Genomic DNA, 21100 nt, shown 5'->3' with positions numbered 1-21100 from the left:
GCCGTGCAGCATTAAATTGACGCGGCCAATTTCGTCGCGTTGCGATAGGCCAGCGCCAGGATCGTCAGCACCGGGTTGAACCCGCCATTGGTGACGTGCAGCGACGCGTCGGCGACCACCAGATTGGGGCAGGACCATACGCGGCCATAAGAATCGGTGACCGAATTTCGCGGATCGTCGCCCATGCGCGCCGTGCCCGCCTGATGCTGACCGCCGGTCAGGCGCATGGGCTGCGGCGAGGTCCAGATCTTCTTCGCCCCCGCCGCTTCGATCCACGCGACGGCTTTGCCCAGCATGTAATCGGCCGTACGGAAGGATTCGGGATGCGCCGTGCCCGACAGGCGCGCGACCGCCAGGCCGAAGCGATCCTTCACGTCGCCGTCGAGCGTCACCCGTGCGTCGGGATTCGGGATCTCCTGGATCGGCCCGCGCACTTGGGTGATGCGCCGGTAATTGTCGCGCATGTAATCTTTGGCGCCCTGCCCCCAGAACGGCGCCTCGGGCGGAAACATCGTTTGCGCGAAGATCGTCGGTACGACGATGAAATCGTCGGCCAGCATGCCGCCGCCGACGATGCCCGGATTGCCGTGGTTGAAGTCGCAAGTCGCGATGGTGACGCCGGGCCCGCGCGAATCGTAGACCGGTTCGTCGAACAGCCCGATCGCGGTCGGATAGATATGGCCCTGCAAATGCCGCCCGACCTGATCGTGTTCGTTGCCGATGCCGTGCGCATGTTTTCCGCCCGCCGAGAGCAGCAGCAAGCGCGCGGTTTCGATCGCCCCTGCCGATAGCACGACCGACCGCGTCCGCACGCGGATGCGCGGTGCCTCGGCCGAGAATCCGTGACGGAAAACGACGGCGTTCGCTTCGCCGTTCGCGGCCGTTTCGATCCGCTCCACCGTCGCGCGCACGATGAACGTGCAGCGCCCGGTCGCGAGCGCGCGCGGAATCGCGGTGTTCTGCGTGCCGTTTTTGCCGTCGCTGGGGCAGGCAAAGCCCGCGCACGACCCGCATTCGATACACGCCGCGCGACCCTGATAGGGCTTGGAATTGATCAGCAACGGCGGGCTGAAGGTCGAATAGCCGAGCTTCGCCGCCCCGGTTTTCAAAATCGATTGGATGCGATAACAGGGCAACGGCGGCATCGGATAGCCGCGCTCGCGCGGTGCGGGATGGCCGGTATCGCTGCCCGCCACGCCGATTTCCCATTCCGCGCGTTCGTAATCCGGCGCCAGATCGGCATAGCTCAACGGCCAATCGGCGAGCGACGATCCCGCGGGCACGCCGTAGCGCGAGGCCATGCGAAAATCGTCGGGCAGGAAGCGCCAGGCTTGCGCGCCGTAAACGGCGGTGCCGCTGCCCGGCCCCGCCGCGTTCGAATGATATCGCTTGTCGTGCGGAGCGACGATATGGGCACCCCCCGCCGGATCGACGAAGACGCGCGGATTGCCGTCGAGATCGGGCCCGGTATTGTGGCCATAGACCTGATTGCGATGATTGCGCAGATGGTCACGGCGGCCCGACTGGTCGTAGTCGTAAGCATCGCCGCGTTCGAGCAGCAGCACGCGCTTGCCCGCTTCGGCGAGCACGCAGGCCGCAACACCGCCGCCCGCCCCCGCGCCGATCACCACCGCGTCGTAGACAATATCGTCGGGGCGTTCGTCGCGATGCTTGGCATAGGAAATACGCGGCACCGGTTTGGCGGGCAAACGCGGTTCGTAACCGACCATTTTCCACGACGCATTGCCCGCGTTCCCGCCATTGCCTTCGTCGGCGTAGAAGCCTTCGCGCACGAGTTCGCACAGGCGCCGGAACCACGGCGCATCTTGCCGCGCGGCCAACAGCGCGTCGCGCGCGGGCCCGTCGAGATCGGCGAAGGCGTTCAGCGCGGCGGCGTCGAGTTCGGCCAATCCCGCTGCGATCGGCGCGGCGTCGGCCGCCGCCTCGCGCGCCAAACGCGCACGCACATAAGCATGCGTGCCGAGATCGATGGCGCCGGGATCCTTATCGCGCGGCACGATCCGATCGATCGCGGCGGCCAATAGCCGGATCTCATGCGGCGTCATGGCGTCTCCCTTTCGCCAATTCTTCGGCGATGCGATGCCGGAAGAGAAACAACACGGCCAGCGACGCGATGCCCAGCGCCGCCGCGAACAAATACGCCCCGCCGCCATAGGCGTGGTAAAGCGGGCCCGAGGCGAGGGTGATGAAGCCCATCATCGTTCCGCTGATCGTCACATAGGTCGCTTGCGCGGAAGCGCCGCGCGCCGAGCTGATCGTGACGGCGACGAAAGCCTGCAAGCCCAGATGCACGCAGCTGAAGCTGACCGCATGCAGGGTTTGCAGGAACAAGGTCGGCCACGGCCCGGGGTCGAGCGCCATCAGACCCCAGCGCAACGCCGCGCCGCCCGCCGCCAGCGCCAGCGTGCCGACGGGGCCGAGAAACCGCGCGACGAACGGCCCCATCCAGAACATCGCCATTTCGGCGATCGTCGCGATCGACCACATCATGCCGATCATCGTTTCGGGCGTGCCCAGCTCGCGCAGATGGATCACGCTGAAGCTGTTCCACATCGCGTGGCTGCTCATCACCAGCGCCGCTGCCACCATCATCGCCAGCACGGCGGGCCGGCGTAAGGCGCCCGATTCCGGGCCGGTGTCGCGGCTGAAATGGCTGCGATCGGTCTTCGGCAGCAGGAAGGACGCCAAACCCATCGCGCAGACCGACAGGACGAAGGCGGCATAGACCGAAGCCGATCCGCCCCAGCCCAGCAAGACGCCCCCGATCAGGCTCGTCACCGCGAAACCCGCCGAACCGAAGATCCGCAAGCGCCCGAAATTGCGCACGATGCCGCGCCGCACAAGATCGACCGCACCCGCGTCAAAGACCGGCGGCACGTTTTGCAGCGCCATCATCATGGCGACGTAGAAAACGAGAATCGCAAGGAAGCCCGAGACTTGCCAAAGGATCAGCGCCAGCGCCACGCCGACGAACGCAAGCGCTTGGATCATCCGCCGCGTATCGCCCACGCGATCGGCGACGCGACCGATGATCGGCGTCACGAACAAGCGCGCGAACATAGGTGCACCAACGATCATCGCGATCTGCGCCTCGCTCAAGCCCCGCTCGGCCAGCAGACTCGGCAGATAGGGCTGGTTGAGGCCCGACCACGCGAAAATCGTCAGATAGACCAGGCAGGTCCGCGTCACGAGGCTGCGGTTGCCCGATACGGTCGTCTCCACTTGGCGCGTTTCCTTCCCTTAGTCCGCGACACTAATCCGCGCCGACCGCAGGCGCCAGCGTGAAAAGTCTGAAAACGATTACATGCCTATTTTACGGTGGACAAACGCGGCCGGTTGTATTGTCATGCGCGGCGGATCGATGACCCGGATCAACCGGCGCGATCGCCATTCGGCATGTAAGGGAGGAATCAGATGGAGATGAAATCGGGCGGTCTCAGCCGGCGCGACACCATCATCGCCGGTCTCGGCGGGTTGTTCGCCCTCGGCTACAAGGGCGCGAACGCGCAAGGCCAGGCGAACTTGACCTTCTGGTCGGTGCGCCTCAACACGCCGGAACTTTCGGCGGCGCTGCGCGGAATCCTGGAGCAGTTCCAGCGCGAGAACCCCAGCATCAAGATCACGCACGAGCCGGTGTCCGGCAATCTCGTCTATCCGAAATTCATGGCCGCGATCCGCGGCCAGTCGATGCCCGACATCGCCGAAGCCTATTCCTACCATCCGCTCCAGTTCGCCGCGGCGGACCAGATGGAGCCGATGGACGACATCATCAAGGAATGGCAAGGCAACGGCCTGCTCGCCGACATCGCCAACGAGTTCGCCTACAAGAAATTCCTGTGGAAGGACCATTATTGGGGCGTGCCCTACAATTTGGACATCCGCGCGATCTACTACCGCAAGGATTTGCTCGAAGCCAAAGGCATCCAGCCGCCCAAGACCTGGGCCGAGTTCGAGAAGGCCGTGCTCGCCACGCACGATCCGTCGAAGGGCGTGTACGGCCTCGCCTTCCCGGCCGGCAATTTCCACATCGCCCAGCACTACTATATGGCGTTCATGTTCCAGGCGGGCGGCTCCATCCTGGACAAGGACGGCAACCTGATCTTCGGCACCAAGGCGAAGGACGCCAACGTCCGCGCCCTCACCTTCCTGACCGACTTCCATACGAAGCATAAGGTGACGCCGCCGGGCATCGCGTCGCACAACACCGACGACTCGCACACGATCTTCGTGCAAGGCCGCGCGGCGTTCGGCATGGGTGCGGGCCTCATGATCTCGCGGATCATGAAGGAAAATCCGAGCATGTTCGACAAGGTCGGCATCCTCGAAGTTCTCGAAGGGCCGGCGGGTCCGTCGGGCCGCCTGACGGCGGGCTTCTACAATCCGATGTTCGTGTGGAAGCACAGCCCGGGCAAGGAAGCGGCGAAGACCTTCGTGCGCTGGTTCGTCCAGCCGGGCCGTTTGGAGCCGCTCTACCGCGCCGCGCCCGGCCAGCATTGGCCGATCTTCAAGCGCGACGCCAACACGCCGCGCGTGACGGAGAACCGCCTGCTGCGCGAAGCGCTGACCAACGTCGTGCCCTATGCGACGGACTTCGCCTATCCCGGCTTCGGCCGCCCCGAAATGGGCGTCATCGACGGCGAGAAGATGTTCGCCGCCCCGGTGAACGAAGTCGTCGTCGGCGCGAAGACGCCGGAGAAAGCCGTCCTCGACGCGCACGCGGCGATGGCGAAACTGTTCGTCTAAGATCGGTACAGGCGGGGTCCGGACGCAACCGGGCCCCGCCGTTTTACTTCACGCAGAACGACGTCGGAGAACGCGGGCATGTTGGTCCAGCAACGAAAGCGGATGGCCTTCTGGCTGATTCTGCCGACCTTGCTGCTGATCGTCGCGTTCAAGATCGCGCCGATCATCGAAGGCGTCGTCGTCAGCTTCCAGGCGCAATCGATGATGCGCCCCAATCCCGACGCCTTCGTCGGCTGGACCCATTACAAGCGCGCGATTTTCGACGAAGGCGTTTTCGGCGCGGCCTTGTGGCGCACGATCGTGTGGACTTTCGGCTCGGTTGCCGGCGCCTATATCGTCGGCCTGTCGATCGCGTTGCTGCTCAACCGCCAATTCCCCGGCCGCACGATCTTCCGCGCGCTGTTCCTGATCCCCTGGGTCATTCCGGAAGTCGCCACCGCGCTGCTGTGGAAATGGGCCTATGGCGACGAATTCGGCGTCATCAACTTCCTGCTGATGCGCCTGGGCGTGCTGGACACGCCGATCCTGTTCCTGTCCAGCCCCGGTGCCGCGATGGCCTCCGTCATCGTCGTGCAGATCTGGAAACTCTACCCCATCATGTTCATCACGCTGCTGGCAGCACTTCAAAGCGTGCCGCGCGAATTGCACGAATCCGCCGAGATCGACGGCGCCACGGTCTGGCAGCGTTTCGTCTACGTCACCTTCCCCTATATCCGGCCGACCAGCGTGATCATCACGCTGCTGGCCGCGATCTGGACCTTCCAGAATTTCGACATCATCTATCTGCTGACCGGCGGCGGCCCGGCCGATGCGACCAAGATCCTGCCCACGCTCGTCTACGAGAAGGGCTTCTGGGGCCTGGAACTGGGCTACGCCTCGGCGATCAGCTTGCTGATGCTGCTGTGCCTGACGGTGCTGAGCGTGGCCTACCTCTTCGTCTATCGCGCGCAACGGGAAGAAACATGACCGACACCGCCCTCAACCCCGGCGGCGCGCCGCGTTCCGAAGCCGCGATGAACGCCTGGCGTTCGCGCGAATTCCTGATGCGTCTCGGGCTCTATCTATTCTTGAGCGCGCTGACGATCGTGGTGCTGTTCCCGATCCTGTGGATGGCGTCGTCGTCGTTCAAGCCGCAATCGGAATTGTTCGCGCGCGACATGACGCTGCTGCCGATCGATTGGACGCTCGCGAGCTACGTCGCCGTGTGGCAAGGCACGAATTTCCCGACCTATTTCCTGAACAGCTTCAAGATCGCCGTCGCCTCGACCGCCTTGTCGGTGATCGTGGGCATGTACGCGGCCTACGCGATCGCGCGCATCAGGTTCCGCGGCCGCTACGCCTTCGGCATGCTGCTGCTGATCGCGCAGATGTTCCCGCAGATCATGCTGGTGATCCCGCTCTTCATCGTGGTGCAGAAGGCGGGGCTGCTGAATACCCATATCGCGCTGATCGTCTGCTACGCCGCCTTCGCGTTGCCCTTCACGGTGTGGATGATGCGCGGCTTCTTCGAAACGATTCCCGAAGAACTCGAAGACGCCGCCGCCGTCGATGGCGCGGGTATTCTGACGACCTTCCACAAGATCATCCTGCCGCTGGCGGGGCCGGGCCTCGCCGCCGTCACGATCTTCGCCTTCATCCGCAGCTGGAACGAATTCCTGTTCGCGCTGGTCTTCCTGCAATCGCGCACGATGTTCACGATGCCCATCGGCCTCGCCAGCTTCCAGGAGGAATATACCTTCCGCTGGGATCTGATCATGGCGGGAGCCGGCATCATCACCCTGCCGATCCTGTTCTTCTTCCTGCTGATGCAGAAATTCATCGTCGCCGGCCTGCTGGGCGGCGCCGTGAAGGGTTAATTCCCGCCGCCCTATTCACCCACCACCCCATCCAACGCAACGAGGAGTAGAGTATCATGAAGTTCGGAGCCAGCTGCTGGCCCTTCCAGTGGGAACCGCCCTATGACGAGGCCATTCGCCGCATCGCCCGTCACGGGTTCAAGGCGACCGAGTTGATCGGCTGGAACAAGGATTATCTGCGCGACTACTACACGCCGGACACGATCAAGAACCTGAAATCGGTTCTGTCGGGCGAGGGCGTGTCGATTTCGCAATTCGTCTCGACGCCGCACGATTTGTCGAGCCCCGACAAGGCCAAGCGCGACGCCGCGATCGATCATTGGGCGCGCGCGGTCGAAGTGGGCGCCGAATTGGGCTCGCCGATCATCAACATGGTCAGCGCCTATCCCTTCGGCTTCCGCGACGCCGAATATCCGCGCATCACCACGAAGCCGCTGGTCCAGACCTTCACCAACAAAATTCCGAAGGGCTTGAACTGGGACCAGAACTACCAGGACTACGTGACGTCGCTGAAGGCGTGTTCGAAACTGTGCGAGAAGGCGGGCGTGAAGCTCTCCATCGAGCCGCACCCGTTCCGCTATCTCGCCAATACCGACGGCGCGCTGCGCTTGATCGAGGACGTGAACTCGCCGGCCTTCGGCGTGAACCTCGACCCGAGCCACACTTTCCCGGTCGGCGATTTCCCGAACGTGTCGGTCTATCGCCTGGGCAAGCACCTGTTGCACTTGCACGTGTCGGACAATGACGGCGTCACGAACGTCCATTGGCGTCCGGGCATGGGCAAGATCGATTGGAAGGAAATGTTCATCGCCCTCAAGGAAGTCGGCTATGACGGCGTGGTGTCGATCGAGCTCGAAGACGTGCCCGGCACGTCGCGCGGGCCGACCTCGACGGCGCCCGGCCTGTTCCGCAACCCGACCGCGACGGATCAATTCGTCGAGGAAACGGTGCTGGCGATGAAGTACCTCAAGGGTATCTGCGCCGAAGTCGGTATCAAAGTCGAGTAAGCGCGAGAAGGACCAAAGGCCGATGTCGAACGACGAATTGGTTTACGTAGGCACCTATAGCGAGCCGATTCTGTTCGGCACCGGCCAGATCCTGCAGGGCAAGGGCAAAGGCATCTATTGCTATCGCTTCGATCGCGAAGCGGGGAAGCTGCACCTTCTCGGCATTACCGAGGGGGTGCGCAATTCCTCCTATCTCGCGTTCGATCCCAAGCGCCGCTTCCTGTTCTGCGTGAACGAGTACAAGGAATACGAAGGCAAGGCGAGCGGCGCCGTCAGTTCCTTCCGCATCGATCCCGCGACCGGCAAACTTACCTATCTCAACACCAAGGCGAGCCACGGCACCGATCCGTGCCATCTGATCGTCGACGCCACCGGGCGCTTCGTGCTGATCGCGAATTTCGCCAGCGGCAGCGTATCGGTGCTGCCGATCGCCGAGGACGGATCGCTCGGCGAGGCCGTCGAGTTCATCCAGCACAAGGGCGGGACGGGCGTGGATCCGCGCCGCCAGGCGGGCCCGCACGCCCATGCGGTCGCCATCGACGCCGCGAACCGCTTCGTCTTCGTGCCGGATTTGGGCCTCGACGGCGTCGTGGTCTACGCGTTCGACGCGCAGACCGGCAAGCTGACGCCGCACAAGACCCAGCCGCTAGTGAAAACGGCCCCGGGTGCGGGTCCGCGTCAGTTGGTGTTCCGCCCGGACGGCAAATTCGCCTACCTCATCAATGAACTCAATTCCACGATGACGGCCTTCGCCTACGATGCGGGCGCCGGCACGCTCGCGGAGATTCATACGCTGCCGACCTTGCCGCCCGGCTATCACGGGCATTCGACCTGTGCGGAAGTACAGATCACGCCCGACGGCAAGTTCCTTTACGGGTCCAATCGCGGCCATGATTCGCTCGCGATCTATGCGCTGGATGCCGCCACCGGCCGCATGACGATCGTGGGGCACGAACACACGCGCGGGCGCATCCCGCGCAACTTCGAAATCAGCCCCTGCGGCAAATTCATCGCCGCCGCGAATCAGGACACGAACAACGTGCTGCTGTTCCGCCTGGATCCGGCCACCGGCAAGATCTACCCGACCGGCGACGTGGTCGATCCGGGCACGCCGATCTGCGTGCGGTTCCGCTAGCCCGTCCGAAGACGAAAAACTTTCTCGCCCGCCACCCCGACTCGGGGCTAGCTTAGCGTCGAGGCTGCGCGCGGCGGGGGCCGTGCGCGCCGCGGGGGATGGCGGCCGGTATGGCGGACGAGCAGGCGACACTCGAAGAGCGTCTGAAATTCATCGGCTTCGGGCCCGGGGACGCCGCCGCCTTGCGGCGGATCAAGCCGCTTTTGGCGCAGAATCTCCAGCGGATCCTGACCAAGTTCTACGCCCATATCGAAGCCTATCCGAATTTGATGGCGATGTTCGGCGGCGCCAAAGGTGTGGCCCATGCCCGCGCTGCTCAGGCGGACCATTGGCTGCGCTTGTTCGACGCCGGGTTCGACGCCGAATACGTCAAACGCGCCTTGCGCATCGGCGATGCGCATCACCGTATCGGGCTGGAGCCGCGCTGGTACATCGCGGGCTACGCGACGGCGGTGGCCGAATTGACCGCCGTGATTTCCGAATCCGTGCGCTGGCGCGCGGCCGAACGCACGGCGGCGCTGAAGGCGCTGAACAAGGCCGTGTTGCTCGATATGGACTACGCGATCTCCGTCTATATCGCCAAGGGCAAGGTCGAAACGGCGTCGCGCGTCGCGGGGCCGATCGAACAGATCCGGGGGGCCGCCAACGAGATTTCGCAGGCGAGCGGCGACCTCGCCCGCCGCACCGAACGCCAAGCTTCGGCCTTGCAGGAAACCGCCGCCACGATGGCCGGGATCACCGCCGCCGTTTCCCAGGCGGCCGATAGCGCCTCGCGCGCCAGCGCGCTGGCATCCGAAGCGCGCGCGCTGGCCGAGGACGGCGGCAAGGCCGTGACCAGCGTGGCGCAAGCGATGACGCGCATCGAAAGCTCGTCCTCGCGCATCGGCGTGATCAGCCAAGCGCTGGAGGAGATCTCGTTCCAGACGAAGCTCCTGTCGCTCAACGCCGCGGTCGAGGCCGCGCGCGCGGGCGAATCCGGCAAGGGCTTCGCGGTCGTCGCGCAGGAAGTGCGCGCACTGGCGGAACGTTCGCGCCAGGCTTCAATGGAAGTGCGCGAGCTGATCGCCGAAAGCTCGGTCGAGGTCGGCCAGGGTGTGCGGCTGGTGACGGCCGCCAACGAAGCTTTGGGCGCCATCGTCAAAGTGGTCGCCGAAGTCGACGAGATCGCGCCCGAAATCGCCGCCGGCAGCCGCGAAGTCGCGCGCAGCATGGCCGAAATCGACAAGGCGCTGGGCGAACTCGACACCACGACCCAGCAAAACGCGGCGATGGTGGAGGAAAACTCCGCCGCCGTCGGCTCGCTCGCGCGTCAAGTCGCCGACATCTCGGCGGTTCTGGCGAGCTTCTTGGGCGACGAAACGGCCCAGAAGCGGCGTTAACGCGGGCCGGGCGCCGGGCCGGTGCTGCCGCGCACCCGCAATTCGGTCGCAAGGCGCACATGGGCGGGCACGTCGCCCGAACCGGCCATCAAATCGGCCAGCATTTCCCCCGCCGTTTCGCCGATCTGGCGGCGCGGCACGACGACCGTGGTCAAGGCGGGTTCGCTGAACCGCGCATAATCGATGCCGTCGAAGCCGACGATCGACATGTCGCGCGGCACCGAAACGCCCGCCGCGAGCACGGTTTTCAGAAATCCGATCGCCATTTCGTCGGATGCGGCGAACAATGCCGTCGGCCGGTCCTGCGGTTTGCCGCGCAGCATCGCCTCGGCCGCCGCCACGCCCGACGCGAAATAGTAGTCGCCCGTCCATTCGAGGCCTTGCGCACCCGTCAGCGCATCGCGAAAGCCCAAGCGGCGCGCGGAATCCAAATGGCTGCGCGGCCGTCCCGACAGATAGGCGATGCGCTTATGGCCAAGGCCGACCAGATGTTCGACCGCGCCCCGCGCGGCGGCGCGGTTGTCGACCTCGACCTGCGGGAACTTGGCGCCGCGAATACGCTCGCCCACCGCGACGATCGGCAAGCGCGCGTCGAGCATGGTGCGCACCGGCCCTTTCGGGACGTAGCCGTTGAGCAGCAGCACGCCGTCGACCTGGCCGGCGGCGGCGAGATCGACATAGCGTTCCTCGTGGTCGGGCGAATTGTCCCGCGTCGAGGTCAGGTCGAGATTGGCGATGATCAGGCCGTAGCCGCGCCGCGTGAGCGCGGCGTCGATGCCGCGCAGCAATTCACCGAAATAAGCGTTGCCGATATTCGGCACCACCACCAGGGCCATGTTGCTGCGCCGGGCGCGCAGATTTCGCGCCGCCACATTGGGCGTGTAGCCCAAACGCTTGGCCGCCGCGACGACGCGCGCGCGCGTGACCGCTTCGACCATGCCGGGCTTGGCCAGCGCCCGGCTGACCGTCGCGACCGAAACGCCGGCGATACGGGCGACATCCGCGATCTTGGCGGTCTTGATCCGGCGGGTGGATTTATTCTTCGCGGCCATGCTGGGGAACGAATGTGGCCGGGTTCGCGGGGACTGACAAGCATCGGCTTCACGTCCGGTCTTGCGCTGCCGCCGAAACCCCGGATAGGTTGTATGCAATCGTTTTTTAAATAGACAATCGGTACCGGGAGAAGCGCTTCATGCCTGCCACGATGAAAGGACCCGCCATCTTCCTCGCCCAATTCGCGGGCGACGAAGCGCCGTTCAATTCTTTCCCCGCCATCGTCAAATGGGCGGCCTCGCTCGGCTATAAGGGCGTGCAGGTGCCGAGCTGGGACAAGCGCCTGTTCGATCTGGAAAAGGCCGCGTCGTCCAAAACCTATTGCGACGAGATCGCGGGCATCGCCGCCCAGCACGGCGTGACGATCACCGAGCTTTCGACCCATTTGCAGGGCCAGCTCGTCGCCGTGAACCCGGCTTACGACGAAATGTTCGACGCCTTCGCCCCGGCGGAAGTGAAGGGTAACCCGGCCGCGCGGCGCGAATGGGCCGAACGGCAAGTGCGCCTCGCCGCCAAGGCTTCGCGCAATCTCGGTCTCAGCGGCCATGTCGGCTTCCCCGGCGCGCTTGCTTGGCCCTATCTCTATCCCTGGCCGCAGCGCCCGGCGGGCCTGATCGAGGAAGCCTTCGCGGAACTCGCGCGCCGCTGGAAGCCGCTGCTCGACGCGTTCGACGAGAACGGTGTCGATGTCGGCTTCGAGATCCATCCCGGCGAGGACGTGTTCGACGGCATCACGTTCGAGATGTTCCTCGCGGCGCTGAACAATCATCCGCGCTGCAAGATCAACTACGACCCGTCGCATTTCCTGCTGCAGCAGCTCGACTATCTCGCCTTCATCGACATTTACGCCGAGCGCATCAGCGCTTTCCATGTGAAGGATGCGGAGTTCAACCCGAGCGGGCGCCAAGGTGTGTATTCGGGCTATCAGCCCTGGATCAACCGCGCCGGGCGCTTCCGCTCGCTGGGCGACGGGCAGATCAATTTCAGCGGCATCTTCTCGCGCCTCGCCACGCACGGCTATTCGGGTTGGGCGGTGCTGGAATGGGAATGCTGCCTGAAGCACCCCGAAGACGGGGCGCGCGAGGGGGCCGAGTTCATCAAGCGCCATATCATCCGCACGACCGACAAAGCGTTCGACGATTTCGCCGGCGGCGAGACCGACAAGAATCAGATCGCGCGTTTGATCGGGACGGCGAAGCGATGAGCGCGCCGTCCCCCCGCATTCGCCTGGGCATGATCGGCGGCGGCGAAGGCGCTTTCATCGGCGCCGTGCATCGCATCGCCGCGCGGCTCGACGACCGCTACGAATTCGTCGCCGGCGCGCTGGCCTCCACGCCCGACAAGGCGAAACGCTCGGGCATCGCGTTGGGCTTGGACGAAGCGCGGTCCTATCCCGATTACGCCGCGATGATCGCAGGCGAAGCCAAGCGCAAGGACGGGATCGAGGCGGTGGCGATCGTCACCCCCAATCACGTCCATGCGCCGGCGGCGCTGGCCTGCCTCGCCGGTGGCTTGCATGTGATTTGCGACAAGCCGCTCGCCCTCGATCTCGACCAAGGCCGCGCGCTGGCGGCGGCGGCGGCGAAATCCGATCGCGTCTTCGCCGTCACCTACAATTACACCGGCTATCCGATGATCCGGCAGGCGCGCGCGATGATCGCCGCCGGCGAGATCGGCAAGCTGCGCGTCGTGCAAGCCGAGTATCCGCAGGATTGGCTGTCCACGACGCTGGAGGCGACCGGCCAGAAACAAGCCGATTGGCGCACCGATCCCGCGCGCAGCGGCAAGGCGGGGGCGCTGGGCGATATCGGCACGCATGCGTTCAATCTGCTGGAATTCGTCACCGGCGATTTGGTCGACGCGGTCGCGTGCGATGCGCAGGCGACGCTGCCCGGAAGACGCGTGGACGATAACGCGCAGATGCTCCTGCGTTTGAAAAGCGGCGCGCGCGGCGGCTTGTGGGCGAGCCAAATCGCCGTCGGCCACGAGAACGGCTTGCGCTTGCGCGTCTATGGCGAGACCGGCGGCTTCGAATGGCACCAGGAGGAGCCGAACACGCTGCGCTTCGCGAAATTCGGCGAAGCGCCGCGCCTCATCACCCGCGCCTCGCCGACCGCCCTGCCCGCCGCATCGCGCGTGACGCGCATCCCCAGCGGTCATCCCGAAGGCTATCTGGAAGGCTTCGCCACACTCTATGCCGAAATCGCGCGCGCGATCGACGCCAAGCGCCAGGGCCGCAAACCCGACGCCGACGTGACCTTCCCCGGCGTGACCGAGGGCGTGCGCGGCATGGCGTTCATCGATGCGGCCGTACGTTCTTCCGCATCCGACGGCGCTTGGACGAAGCTCGCGACCGGCTGAGTCTCGAAACGCGATTTAAGCTAGTATGCCGGCCGAATCGTTTCGTCCGGGTCGTATCGCCATGTCCAAATCGCCGTTGAGCCGCCGCGCTGCCCTGAAACTCGCCGGTGCGGGGGCGCTGGGCCTTGCGGCCCCGGCGATCGCGCAAGCGGCCCCTTTACGCATCGGCATGATCGTCACCTATACCGGCGCCTATGCCGATTACGGCCGCCAGATGGATAACGGCATGGCCGTGTGGCTGGCCCGCCGCAACGGATTGGTCGGCGGGCGCAAGGTCGAATTCGTCAAACGCGACACCGCCGGCGCCGCGCCCGATCTCGCCATCCGCATCGCGCGCGAATTCGCCACGCGGGACGGGATCGACGTGGTGATGGGACTGGATTTCAGCCCCAATGCCATCGCCATTGCACCCGTGCTGACCCAGGCGAAGCTGCCGTGCTTGGTGCTGAACGCCGCCGCGTCAGTGATTCCCGGCCGCTCGCCCTATATCGCGCGGCTTTCCTTCACCGTCGGTCAGGTCAGCGCGCCGATGGGTATTTGGGCCGCGAAACAAGGGATCAAAAGCGTCGTCACGCTCGTGTCGGATTATTCCGCCGGCCACGACGCTGAGAAAGCGTTCACCGCCGGCTTCGCCGGCGGCGGCGGCAATGTCGTCTCGGCGTTGCGCGTCCCCTTGGCCAATCCCGATTTTTCGCCCTTCGTGCAGCGCATTCGCGACGAGAAGCCCGACGCGGCGTTTTTCTTTTTCCCCTCCGGCGATCAGCCCAACGCCTTTCTGAAGATCGCGCGCGAACGCGGTCTCGCCGAAGCCGGGATTAAGTTGATCGCGACGGGCGAAGCGATGGACGACAGCTATATGCAGGCGGCGGGCGATGCGGGGCTGGGCCTTATCACCACGCATCATTATTCGACCGCGCATGAGTCGGCGCTCAATCGGCAGTTTGTGTCCGACTACCGGATGGCCAATGGCGCCTATCCGCCCAACTACATGGCGATGACCGCGTGGGACGGGCTGAACGTGCTGGACGCGGCGCTGGCCGCCACCGGCGGCAAGACCGATGGCGACGCGCTGATCGAGGCGATCAAAGGACGACAGATCGAAAGCCCGCGCGGGCCGATCGAGATTTCGGCCGCGACGCGCGATATCGTGCAAACGGTCTATGTCCGCCGCACGGAACGGATCGACGGCAAGCTCGCCTGCGTCGAATTCGACAAATTCGATCGCGTCGCCGATCCGCTGGTTTAGCGCTTCCGCTGCAACAGCGGCGGCAGGACGAGGCTCAGCACGGTCAATCCGATCAATGTTGCTGAGATCGGGCTGGCGACGAAAATCGCCGGATTGCCGTCGGAAATCGTCAGCGCTTGGCGGAAGGACTGCTCCATCGCATCGCCCAACACGAGGGCCAGCACCAAGGGGGCGGCCGGAATGCGTGCCCAGGCGAAAAGATAGCCGAGCACGCCGAATCCGATCAGCAGGTAGAGCTCGAAATCGAGCGTGTTGAGCGCATAGACGCCGGTTACGCCAAAACCCAGGATCATCGGCATCAACAGATGCGACGGCACATAGAGCAATCGCGCGAACACGCCGACCAGCGGCAGGTTCAGCAATAGCAGCACGACGTTGCCGATATACATACTGGCGACCAAACCCCAGACCAGATCGGGTCGGGCTTGGAACAGCATCGGGCCGGGCTGGATACCGTACATCACGAACGCCGCCAGGATGATCGCCGTGGCGCCCGATCCGGGAATGCCCAGCGACAGCAGCGGCACCATCGCGCCGGCCGACGCCGCATTGTTCGCCGATTCCGGTCCCGCCACGCCTTCGATGGCGCCCTTGCCGAAACGTTCGGGTTCGCGCGCGAGTTTGCGTTCGGTGACGTATGAAAGGATCGAGGCGATCGTCGCCCCCGCCCCCGGCAACACGCCGACCGCGAAGCCGAGCCCCGTGCCGCGCAGGATCGCCGGCACCGAACGGCGCCATTCCTCGCGCGTCAACCACAGCGTCCCGGTCAGGCGGCTCGGCGCCACCGTGCCTTGGCGCAAGGCTTCGAACCCGCGGAAGACCTCCGTGATCGCGAACAGGCCGACGACGACGATCAGGAAGTCGATTCCTTCCATCAATTCCGGCACCCCGAAAGTGAAGCGCGGCAAGCCGCTTTGGAGGTCGATACCGATCGTCGCGATCATCAATCCCAACGTCGTGGCGATGATCGCGCGGCCCAGCGATCCGCCGGTCATCGACGACACGGCCGACAGCACGAAGATCATCAGCGCGAAATACTCCGCCGGGCCGAAGCGCAGGGCGAATTTCGTCAGCGGCACGGCCGCCAGCGACAACAGCACGATGCCCACCGTGCCCGCGAAGAACGAGCCGATCGCCGCGACGGCGAGGGCGGCCCCCGCGCGGCCGTTACGCGTCATCTGATGGCCGTCGATCGCCGTCATCACCGACGACGCTTCGCCGGGCGTGTTGACCAGGATCGAGGTGATCGATCCGCCATACATGGCTCCGTAATAGATGCCGGTCAGCATAATGAGCGCCGCCGTCGGATCCATGCCGAAGGTCAGCGGGATCAGCAGGGCGATCCCCGCCGACGGCCCGATCCCCGGCAACACGCCGATGATCGTGCCCACCGTCACGCCGATCAGCACGAACAGCAGATTGGCCGGCTGAACGGCGACCGCGAAACCGGCCAGGATATGGGGCAGGCTTTCCATCGCGCGCTCAGAACCCCAACACGCCGCGCGGCAGCGCCACGCCCAGCAATGTCGCAAACAGCAGATAGACCCCGACCGCAAAGCCGATCGACGCCGCGAAATTGAGTTTCCAGCGCGTGCGGTCGAGCAGCTGCGTGAGGAACGCCATCTGCAGCGCCATCGCCACGACGAAGCCGAGCGTATCGAGCAGCACGGCAAAAGCGATCAACGACGCGATCCCGGCGAGGACGATCGGATCGAAGCGCGGCGAATCGCCGGCGTCCGATGCGGCGGGTTCGGCGCGTCCCAGAACGATCTCCGCGACTTGGACAACGGCACCGATCAACATCAGAACGCCCAGCAATATTGGGAACGCCGTCGGCCCCAGCGGATCGCTGATCGCCGCGCGCGGCAGGGCCGCGACGGCGACGAGATAGACTATTCCCGCGACGGCGGCGGCGGCAGCCACGACAAGTTCGCGTTTGAATCGCCGCCTTACGCCGCCCGTTTCAGGCGTCATAGCGCTCGACCGTGAATTCGCGCACCGCGTCGTCGTTCCAGTCGAAGCCAAGGCCCGGGTGATCGGACGGCGACACGCAGCCATTCACCGGCTCGGGCAGCCCTTTGTAGAGGATGCGCGAGGTCAGCCACTCGATCAGATGGAATTCGGCGCGCCAGCCATTGGGCATGCCGGCCAGCAGATGCAGGTCGAAATGATCGCCGTTGGCGATCGGCAAATTGAAGGCCTGCCCCACCGCCGCGACTTTGGCGCCCATCGTATAGCCGCCGACGGCGCCGACCGTGGGGTTGAGGATCGCGACCGCACCATCGCGCGCCAGATCGACGAGTTTCGCGAAATTGTCCCATTGCCCCGCCGAAAGCGGGATCGACGTGTGGCGCGACAATTCGGCCATCAGACGGCTGTCGTTGAATTGTAGCGGCTCCTCGAACCACGCGATGCCGTAGGGCGCCAAGCGCTCGCACCAGCGTAAAGCCGCTTCGAAACGTAGCAGGCAAGCGGCGTCAATCGCCAATTCGATCCCTTCGCCCACCGCGTCGCGCACCGCTTTGACGCGCGCTTCGTCCTCAATCGGATTGGCTTCGCGATGGGCACCGGAGGCACCGCGCTGATCGATCCGTCCGTCGATATCCAGGCGCGCCACCATCATCTTCAGGCGCGTATGGCCTTGCCCGACCCAATACGCCGCCGCTTCGGCCAATTCCTCGCGCGAATAATCCCGCAAGCCGAACGTCACATAGGCGGGCACCGATGTCTGCGCGCCGCCCAACAGGCGCCACACCGGTTGCTTCAAATACTTTCCCTTGATGTCCCACAGCGCCACGTCGATCGCGCTGACCGCGTGATTCCACACGCCGCCATGGCCGCGATTATTGAATCGCCACAGCATCAGATGCATCAGACGCTCGGTGTCGAGCGGATCCTTACCCCTCAAAAACGGCGCCAATTCATCGCAGATGAAACGGATCGTCGCGGATTTTGGCGCGTATTTGATCTCGGAGATGCCCAAGATTCCGGCATCCGTCTCAACCGAGACGAGTATCGTCTCCGCGCGGATTTTCTTTCTTGCGACGGGCGGCGCGACCTCGATCCCCGAAAGGGCGAAAATTCTGATGCCTGTGATCTTCAACTTAACATCCAGTCTTGTCTGGCGCGGATGATGCATATGTATGCGTGTACGGTCAATCGTAAATCCGTAAAAAAATCTACTGTCGATGTTATTTTTATCGACGCCCCCTGCCGGCCCATCGCGCCTATCGTGCGCCTTTCTTTCGTTGAAGGAGAGCATTCGATGCCCGTCGTTTCGTCATTCGACACGCCGTTCGGTTCCCGAATTTTCGCGACGCTCGCGGGGATTGCCCTGCTTGCTTGCGCAAGCGGCGATGCCGCCGCGCAGGCCCAAGCCTGGAAGCCGCAGAAGACCGTGGAGCTCGTCGTGCCCGGCAATCCCGGCGATTCGGTCGATCGCACCTTACGGCTCGTGCATTCGATCTGGCAGGCGGATCAGCCCGCGCAGTTCACTTCCGCGGTCGTCAATAAGCCCGGCGGCGGCCAGTCGGTGTCATGGGCCTATCTGGCGCAGCACAAGGCCGATGGACACTATTTGGCCGTCACGTCGCCCACTCTGCTGATCCGGCGCATCACCGGGCAATCGACCACGTCGCACGAGAAGGACGTGACGCCGGTGGCGCTGTTGTTCGACGAGTATCTCAGCGTCATGGTCCGCGCCGACAGCCCGATAAAGACCGGACGCGATCTTATCGAAAAGTTGAAAGCCGATCCCCGTGCCCTGACGATCGGCGTGTCGCCGGGTCTGGCTGGGCCGCCGCATCTGGCGATCGCGCTGGCGCTGAAGGCGGGCGGCGTGGATGTCAGCAAGCTGCGCAATGTTGTATTCGACGGCTCGTCGAAATCGGTGACCGCCGTGCTCGGCGGCCATGTCGATGTCGCGACCTTGCCCGTGTCGGTGGTCGCGGCGCATCTCCAATCGGGCGACGCGCGCGTGATCGCCGTCTCGTCGCCCGAGCGCCTGGGCGGCCCGTTCGCGAGCGTACCGACCTGGATCGAACAGGGCGTCAACGCGTCGTTCGGCAATTGGCGCGCGATCATCGCGCCAGCCGAATTGCCGCCGGCCCAGATCGCCTATTGGGACGCCAAATTCGCCGCGACGGTCGGCGACAGCGAATGGCGCGGCGATCTGGACAAGAATGTCTGGAGCGCCAAATACCTGAACAGCGCGCAGACCCGCGCGTTTCTCGACGAGCAATACGCCGCTTTGCGGGGCGTGCTCGCCGATCTCGGCATGGCGAAGTGACAAGCGCGAAGTCCGGCGGCGCATGCCGCCGGACGATTACGCGGGCTGCGGTTCGGCGTGGGGCTGCGGCGAATTGAACTTGGCGTCCGCCGCCACGCCGCGCGGCGCTTCGCGCACCGCCGAGTCCGGCAGCTTATGCAGCTTGGTATAAGGCGGGTGCGTCCCCACCGATTTGAAGGGGCTGTTGCGCGCCGCGTTGTAGCAGCACAGCAGCACGTTGCGCGACTTCTCGGATTTGTTCTGACCCGAGGTGTGCAGCAGATTGGCGTGGAAGAACAGCGCGTCGCCCGGCGCCTGCTCGACATAGACGTGTTCGAGCACCTTCATCGCCGCTTCGACGCGTTCCATATCCGCGCCGACCTGGCCGCCGACGGTGCCATGCTCCAACCGGCCCAGCAAATGCGAACCCTTGAGAACTTCCAGACACCCGTTCTCACGCGTCGACGGATCGACCGAGATGAACACGCTGGCCATATCCGGGAACAAGCAGCCGTTGCGATACCAATAGCCGTAATCCTGGTGCCAATCCCAGGCGCCGCCGACCTTCGGGCGCTTCATCGTCAGCTTCGAATGCCAGTGATAGACCTCGCCGCCGAGGACCTTCTCCATCGAATCGACGACGCGCCGGCAGCGCGCGACCGCGCCGAACACGTCGTTCGCCGGATGGTTCCACAAGGCAAGCTCGGTCGACGCCCCCTTGCTGTCGGGGCGGACATAGGTGGCCTTGGCGATCGCCGGATCGTTGCGGATCGCGTCGGACAGCATCTCGATTTCGTCGGCCGCGAACAGGCCGCGGCGCAGCACGTAGCCGTCGCGCGCGAAAGCGGCCAATTCGTCGGCGGATAGGCTCAAATCGGGCGCGGCGCCCGCTTCGGTCGTCGTCGGCATGTTTCCTCCAGCGCCGCCTTGCGCGGCTTTATTCCGCCATAGAGTCTCATGATCGCGCCGGAATTTCCAGACCGACGGCGGGGTGGCGGCGCGTGTCTCGTGACGGAACGCCGCAATTCCTGTTACAATTGGCTTCGCCCGTTCGAAGGCGCGCTCCCGCGCCGACGCGCCGGCCGTCCCAAGGGTCTGGCGACATGCGCGTCCGCGACGATTACCGAACGCTCACCGGCAAGGACAAAGCCTCGATCCTGCTGCTGTCGCTGGGCGAGGAAGTCGCCGCGAAGCTTTTCGCGCTGATGACCGACGACGAGATCAAGGAGATCTCGCAGTCGATGGCGGGCCTCGGCAACGTCAATTCCTCGATCATCGAACGTCTTATCGTCGAATTCGCCGACCAGATCTCGGCCACCGGCTCGCTGGTCGGCTCCTTCGATTCGACCGAACGCCTGCTCGGCAAGATTCTCGACAAGAATCGCATGGCCGGGATCATGGACGACATCCGCGGCCCCGCCGGCCGCACGATGTGGGACAAACTCGGCAACGTCAACGAAGGCGTCCTCGCGAATTATCTCAAGAACGAATATCCGCAGACCGTCGCCGTCGTTCTCTCCAAGATCCGCGCCGATCACGCCGCGCGCGTCATCGGCACGCTGCCCGAAGCCTTCGCGATGGAAGTCGTGATGCGCATGCTGCGCATGGAAACGGTGCAGAAGGACGTGCTCGACGACGTCGAACGCGTGCTGCGCAACGAGTTCATGTCCAACCTCGCCAAGACGACGCGAAAGGATACGCACGAGTTGATGGCCGAAATCTTCAACTCCCTCGACCGCCAGACCGAAGCGCGCTTCACCACGGCGCTGGAGGAACGCAACCGCGACTCGGCCGAGAAGATCAAGGCGCTGATGTTCAAGTTCGAGGATCTCGGCCGCCTCGACCCCGGCGGCGTGCAGACGCTGCTGCGCGCGGTCGACAAATCGAAGCTCGCCATCGCCCTCAAAGGTGCGAACGAAACGCTGCGCGATCTGTTCTTCTCGAACATGTCGGAACGCGCGGGCAAAATGCTCAAGGAAGAAATCGAAGCGTTGGGCCCGGTGCGCGGCAAGGACGTGGCCGAAGCGCAAAC

Annotated in this window: 18 protein-coding genes; 11 read left to right on the top strand and 7 right to left on the bottom strand. The window is 64.6% G+C overall.

From position 1 onward, the window contains the following. Window positions 1-11 precede the first annotated feature (11 nt). Both J0H39_04560 and J0H39_04555 read right to left on the bottom strand, forming a co-directional pair. Entirely contained in the window at window positions 12-2066 is a 2055-nt protein-coding gene (locus J0H39_04560; GenBank protein ID MBN9496008.1) for a gluconate 2-dehydrogenase subunit 3 family protein, read from the bottom strand. Beyond that, on the bottom strand, window positions 2053-3243 hold the full coding sequence (locus tag J0H39_04555; protein MBN9496007.1) for an MFS transporter: 1191 nt from the start codon (window positions 3241-3243) through the stop codon (window positions 2053-2055). Before J0H39_04555 ends, J0H39_04560 begins: the two co-directional genes overlap by 14 nt. Before the next feature lie 192 nt (window positions 3244-3435). On the opposite strand from J0H39_04555, the gene J0H39_04550 reads away from it, so the two are divergent. The 6 genes from J0H39_04550 to J0H39_04525 all read left to right on the top strand — a co-directional run bounded on the left by J0H39_04550 (window position 3436) and on the right by J0H39_04525 (window position 10141). Further along, on the top strand, window positions 3436-4764 hold the full coding sequence (locus tag J0H39_04550; protein MBN9496006.1) for a sugar ABC transporter substrate-binding protein: 1329 nt from the start codon (window positions 3436-3438) through the stop codon (window positions 4762-4764). A 78-nt stretch (window positions 4765-4842) separates the two neighbouring features. Continuing rightward, the gene (locus J0H39_04545) at window positions 4843-5730 is read left to right on the top strand and encodes a sugar ABC transporter permease (GenBank protein ID MBN9496005.1); all 888 of its coding nucleotides are present in this window, start codon (window positions 4843-4845) and stop codon (window positions 5728-5730) included. Further along, the gene (locus tag J0H39_04540) at window positions 5727-6620 is read left to right on the top strand and encodes a carbohydrate ABC transporter permease (GenBank protein MBN9496004.1); all 894 of its coding nucleotides are present in this window, start codon (window positions 5727-5729) and stop codon (window positions 6618-6620) included. Before J0H39_04545 ends, J0H39_04540 begins: the two co-directional genes overlap by 4 nt. A gap of 56 nt (window positions 6621-6676) precedes the next feature. Then, on the top strand, window positions 6677-7627 hold the full coding sequence (locus J0H39_04535; GenBank protein ID MBN9496003.1) for a sugar phosphate isomerase/epimerase: 951 nt from the start codon (window positions 6677-6679) through the stop codon (window positions 7625-7627). 22 nt (window positions 7628-7649) lie between these two features. Then, window positions 7650-8762, top strand: a complete 1113-nt coding sequence (locus J0H39_04530; GenBank protein MBN9496002.1) for a lactonase family protein — start codon at window positions 7650-7652, stop codon at window positions 8760-8762. 110 nt (window positions 8763-8872) lie between these two features. Beyond that, complete coding sequence (locus J0H39_04525) at window positions 8873-10141, top strand: hypothetical protein (protein ID MBN9496001.1); 1269 nt, start codon at window positions 8873-8875, stop codon at window positions 10139-10141. On the opposite strand, the gene J0H39_04520 is transcribed toward J0H39_04525, so the two are convergent. Beyond that, on the bottom strand, window positions 10138-11193 hold the full coding sequence (locus tag J0H39_04520) for a LacI family DNA-binding transcriptional regulator (protein MBN9496000.1): 1056 nt from the start codon (window positions 11191-11193) through the stop codon (window positions 10138-10140). The genes J0H39_04525 and J0H39_04520 overlap by 4 nt on opposite strands. A 140-nt stretch (window positions 11194-11333) precedes the next feature. On the opposite strand from J0H39_04520, the gene J0H39_04515 reads away from it, so the two are divergent. The 3 genes from J0H39_04515 to J0H39_04505 all read left to right on the top strand — a co-directional run bounded on the left by J0H39_04515 (window position 11334) and on the right by J0H39_04505 (window position 14801). Next, the gene (locus tag J0H39_04515; protein MBN9495999.1) at window positions 11334-12398 is read left to right on the top strand and encodes a sugar phosphate isomerase/epimerase; all 1065 of its coding nucleotides are present in this window, start codon (window positions 11334-11336) and stop codon (window positions 12396-12398) included. Further along, window positions 12395-13555, top strand: a complete 1161-nt coding sequence (locus tag J0H39_04510) for a Gfo/Idh/MocA family oxidoreductase (protein ID MBN9495998.1) — start codon at window positions 12395-12397, stop codon at window positions 13553-13555. The genes J0H39_04515 and J0H39_04510 overlap by 4 nt, the downstream gene beginning before the upstream one ends. A 61-nt stretch (window positions 13556-13616) precedes the next feature. Then, window positions 13617-14801: an ABC transporter substrate-binding protein gene (locus J0H39_04505; protein ID MBN9495997.1), complete on the top strand. Its 1185-nt coding sequence runs from the start codon at window positions 13617-13619 to the stop codon at window positions 14799-14801. Here J0H39_04505 and J0H39_04500 read toward each other — a convergent pair. Genes J0H39_04500 through J0H39_04490 form a run of 3 tightly spaced genes read right to left on the bottom strand, consistent with a single transcriptional unit; the run spans window position 14798 to window position 17904 of the window. Further along, complete coding sequence (locus J0H39_04500) at window positions 14798-16276, bottom strand: tripartite tricarboxylate transporter permease (protein MBN9495996.1); 1479 nt, start codon at window positions 16274-16276, stop codon at window positions 14798-14800. The two genes, J0H39_04505 and J0H39_04500, sit on opposite strands and share 4 nt — an antisense overlap. 7 nt (window positions 16277-16283) lie before the next feature. After that, on the bottom strand, window positions 16284-16724 hold the full coding sequence (locus J0H39_04495; protein MBN9495995.1) for a tripartite tricarboxylate transporter TctB family protein: 441 nt from the start codon (window positions 16722-16724) through the stop codon (window positions 16284-16286). 40 nt (window positions 16725-16764) lie between these two features. Continuing rightward, window positions 16765-17904, bottom strand: coding sequence for a mandelate racemase/muconate lactonizing enzyme family protein (locus J0H39_04490; GenBank protein ID MBN9495994.1), 1140 nt, complete (start codon window positions 17902-17904; stop codon window positions 16765-16767). A 162-nt stretch (window positions 17905-18066) separates the two neighbouring features. Between J0H39_04490 and J0H39_04485 the strand changes: the two genes are divergently transcribed. Beyond that, window positions 18067-19089 (top strand): tripartite tricarboxylate transporter substrate binding protein, encoded by a 1023-nt coding sequence (locus J0H39_04485; protein MBN9495993.1) that lies wholly within the window; start codon window positions 18067-18069, stop codon window positions 19087-19089. A gap of 36 nt (window positions 19090-19125) precedes the next feature. Here the strand turns inward: J0H39_04485 and J0H39_04480 are convergent, their stop codons facing one another. After that, window positions 19126-19977 carry a phytanoyl-CoA dioxygenase family protein gene (locus J0H39_04480; protein MBN9495992.1) on the bottom strand — a complete coding sequence of 284 codons (852 nt, stop codon included), beginning with the start codon at window positions 19975-19977 and terminating at the stop codon, window positions 19126-19128. 194 nt (window positions 19978-20171) lie between these two features. Between J0H39_04480 and fliG the strand changes: the two genes are divergently transcribed. After that, on the top strand, window positions 20172-21100 hold a 929-nt coding region (gene fliG, locus J0H39_04475; GenBank protein MBN9495991.1), incomplete at its 3' end, for a flagellar motor switch protein FliG.

The organism is Alphaproteobacteria bacterium (assembly GCA_017308135.1).
Classification (GTDB): domain Bacteria; phylum Pseudomonadota; class Alphaproteobacteria; order CACIAM-22H2; family CACIAM-22H2; genus Tagaea.
The sequence above is the reverse complement of the archived record's forward strand: the minus strand, read 5'-3'. Positions and strand labels throughout refer to the sequence as shown.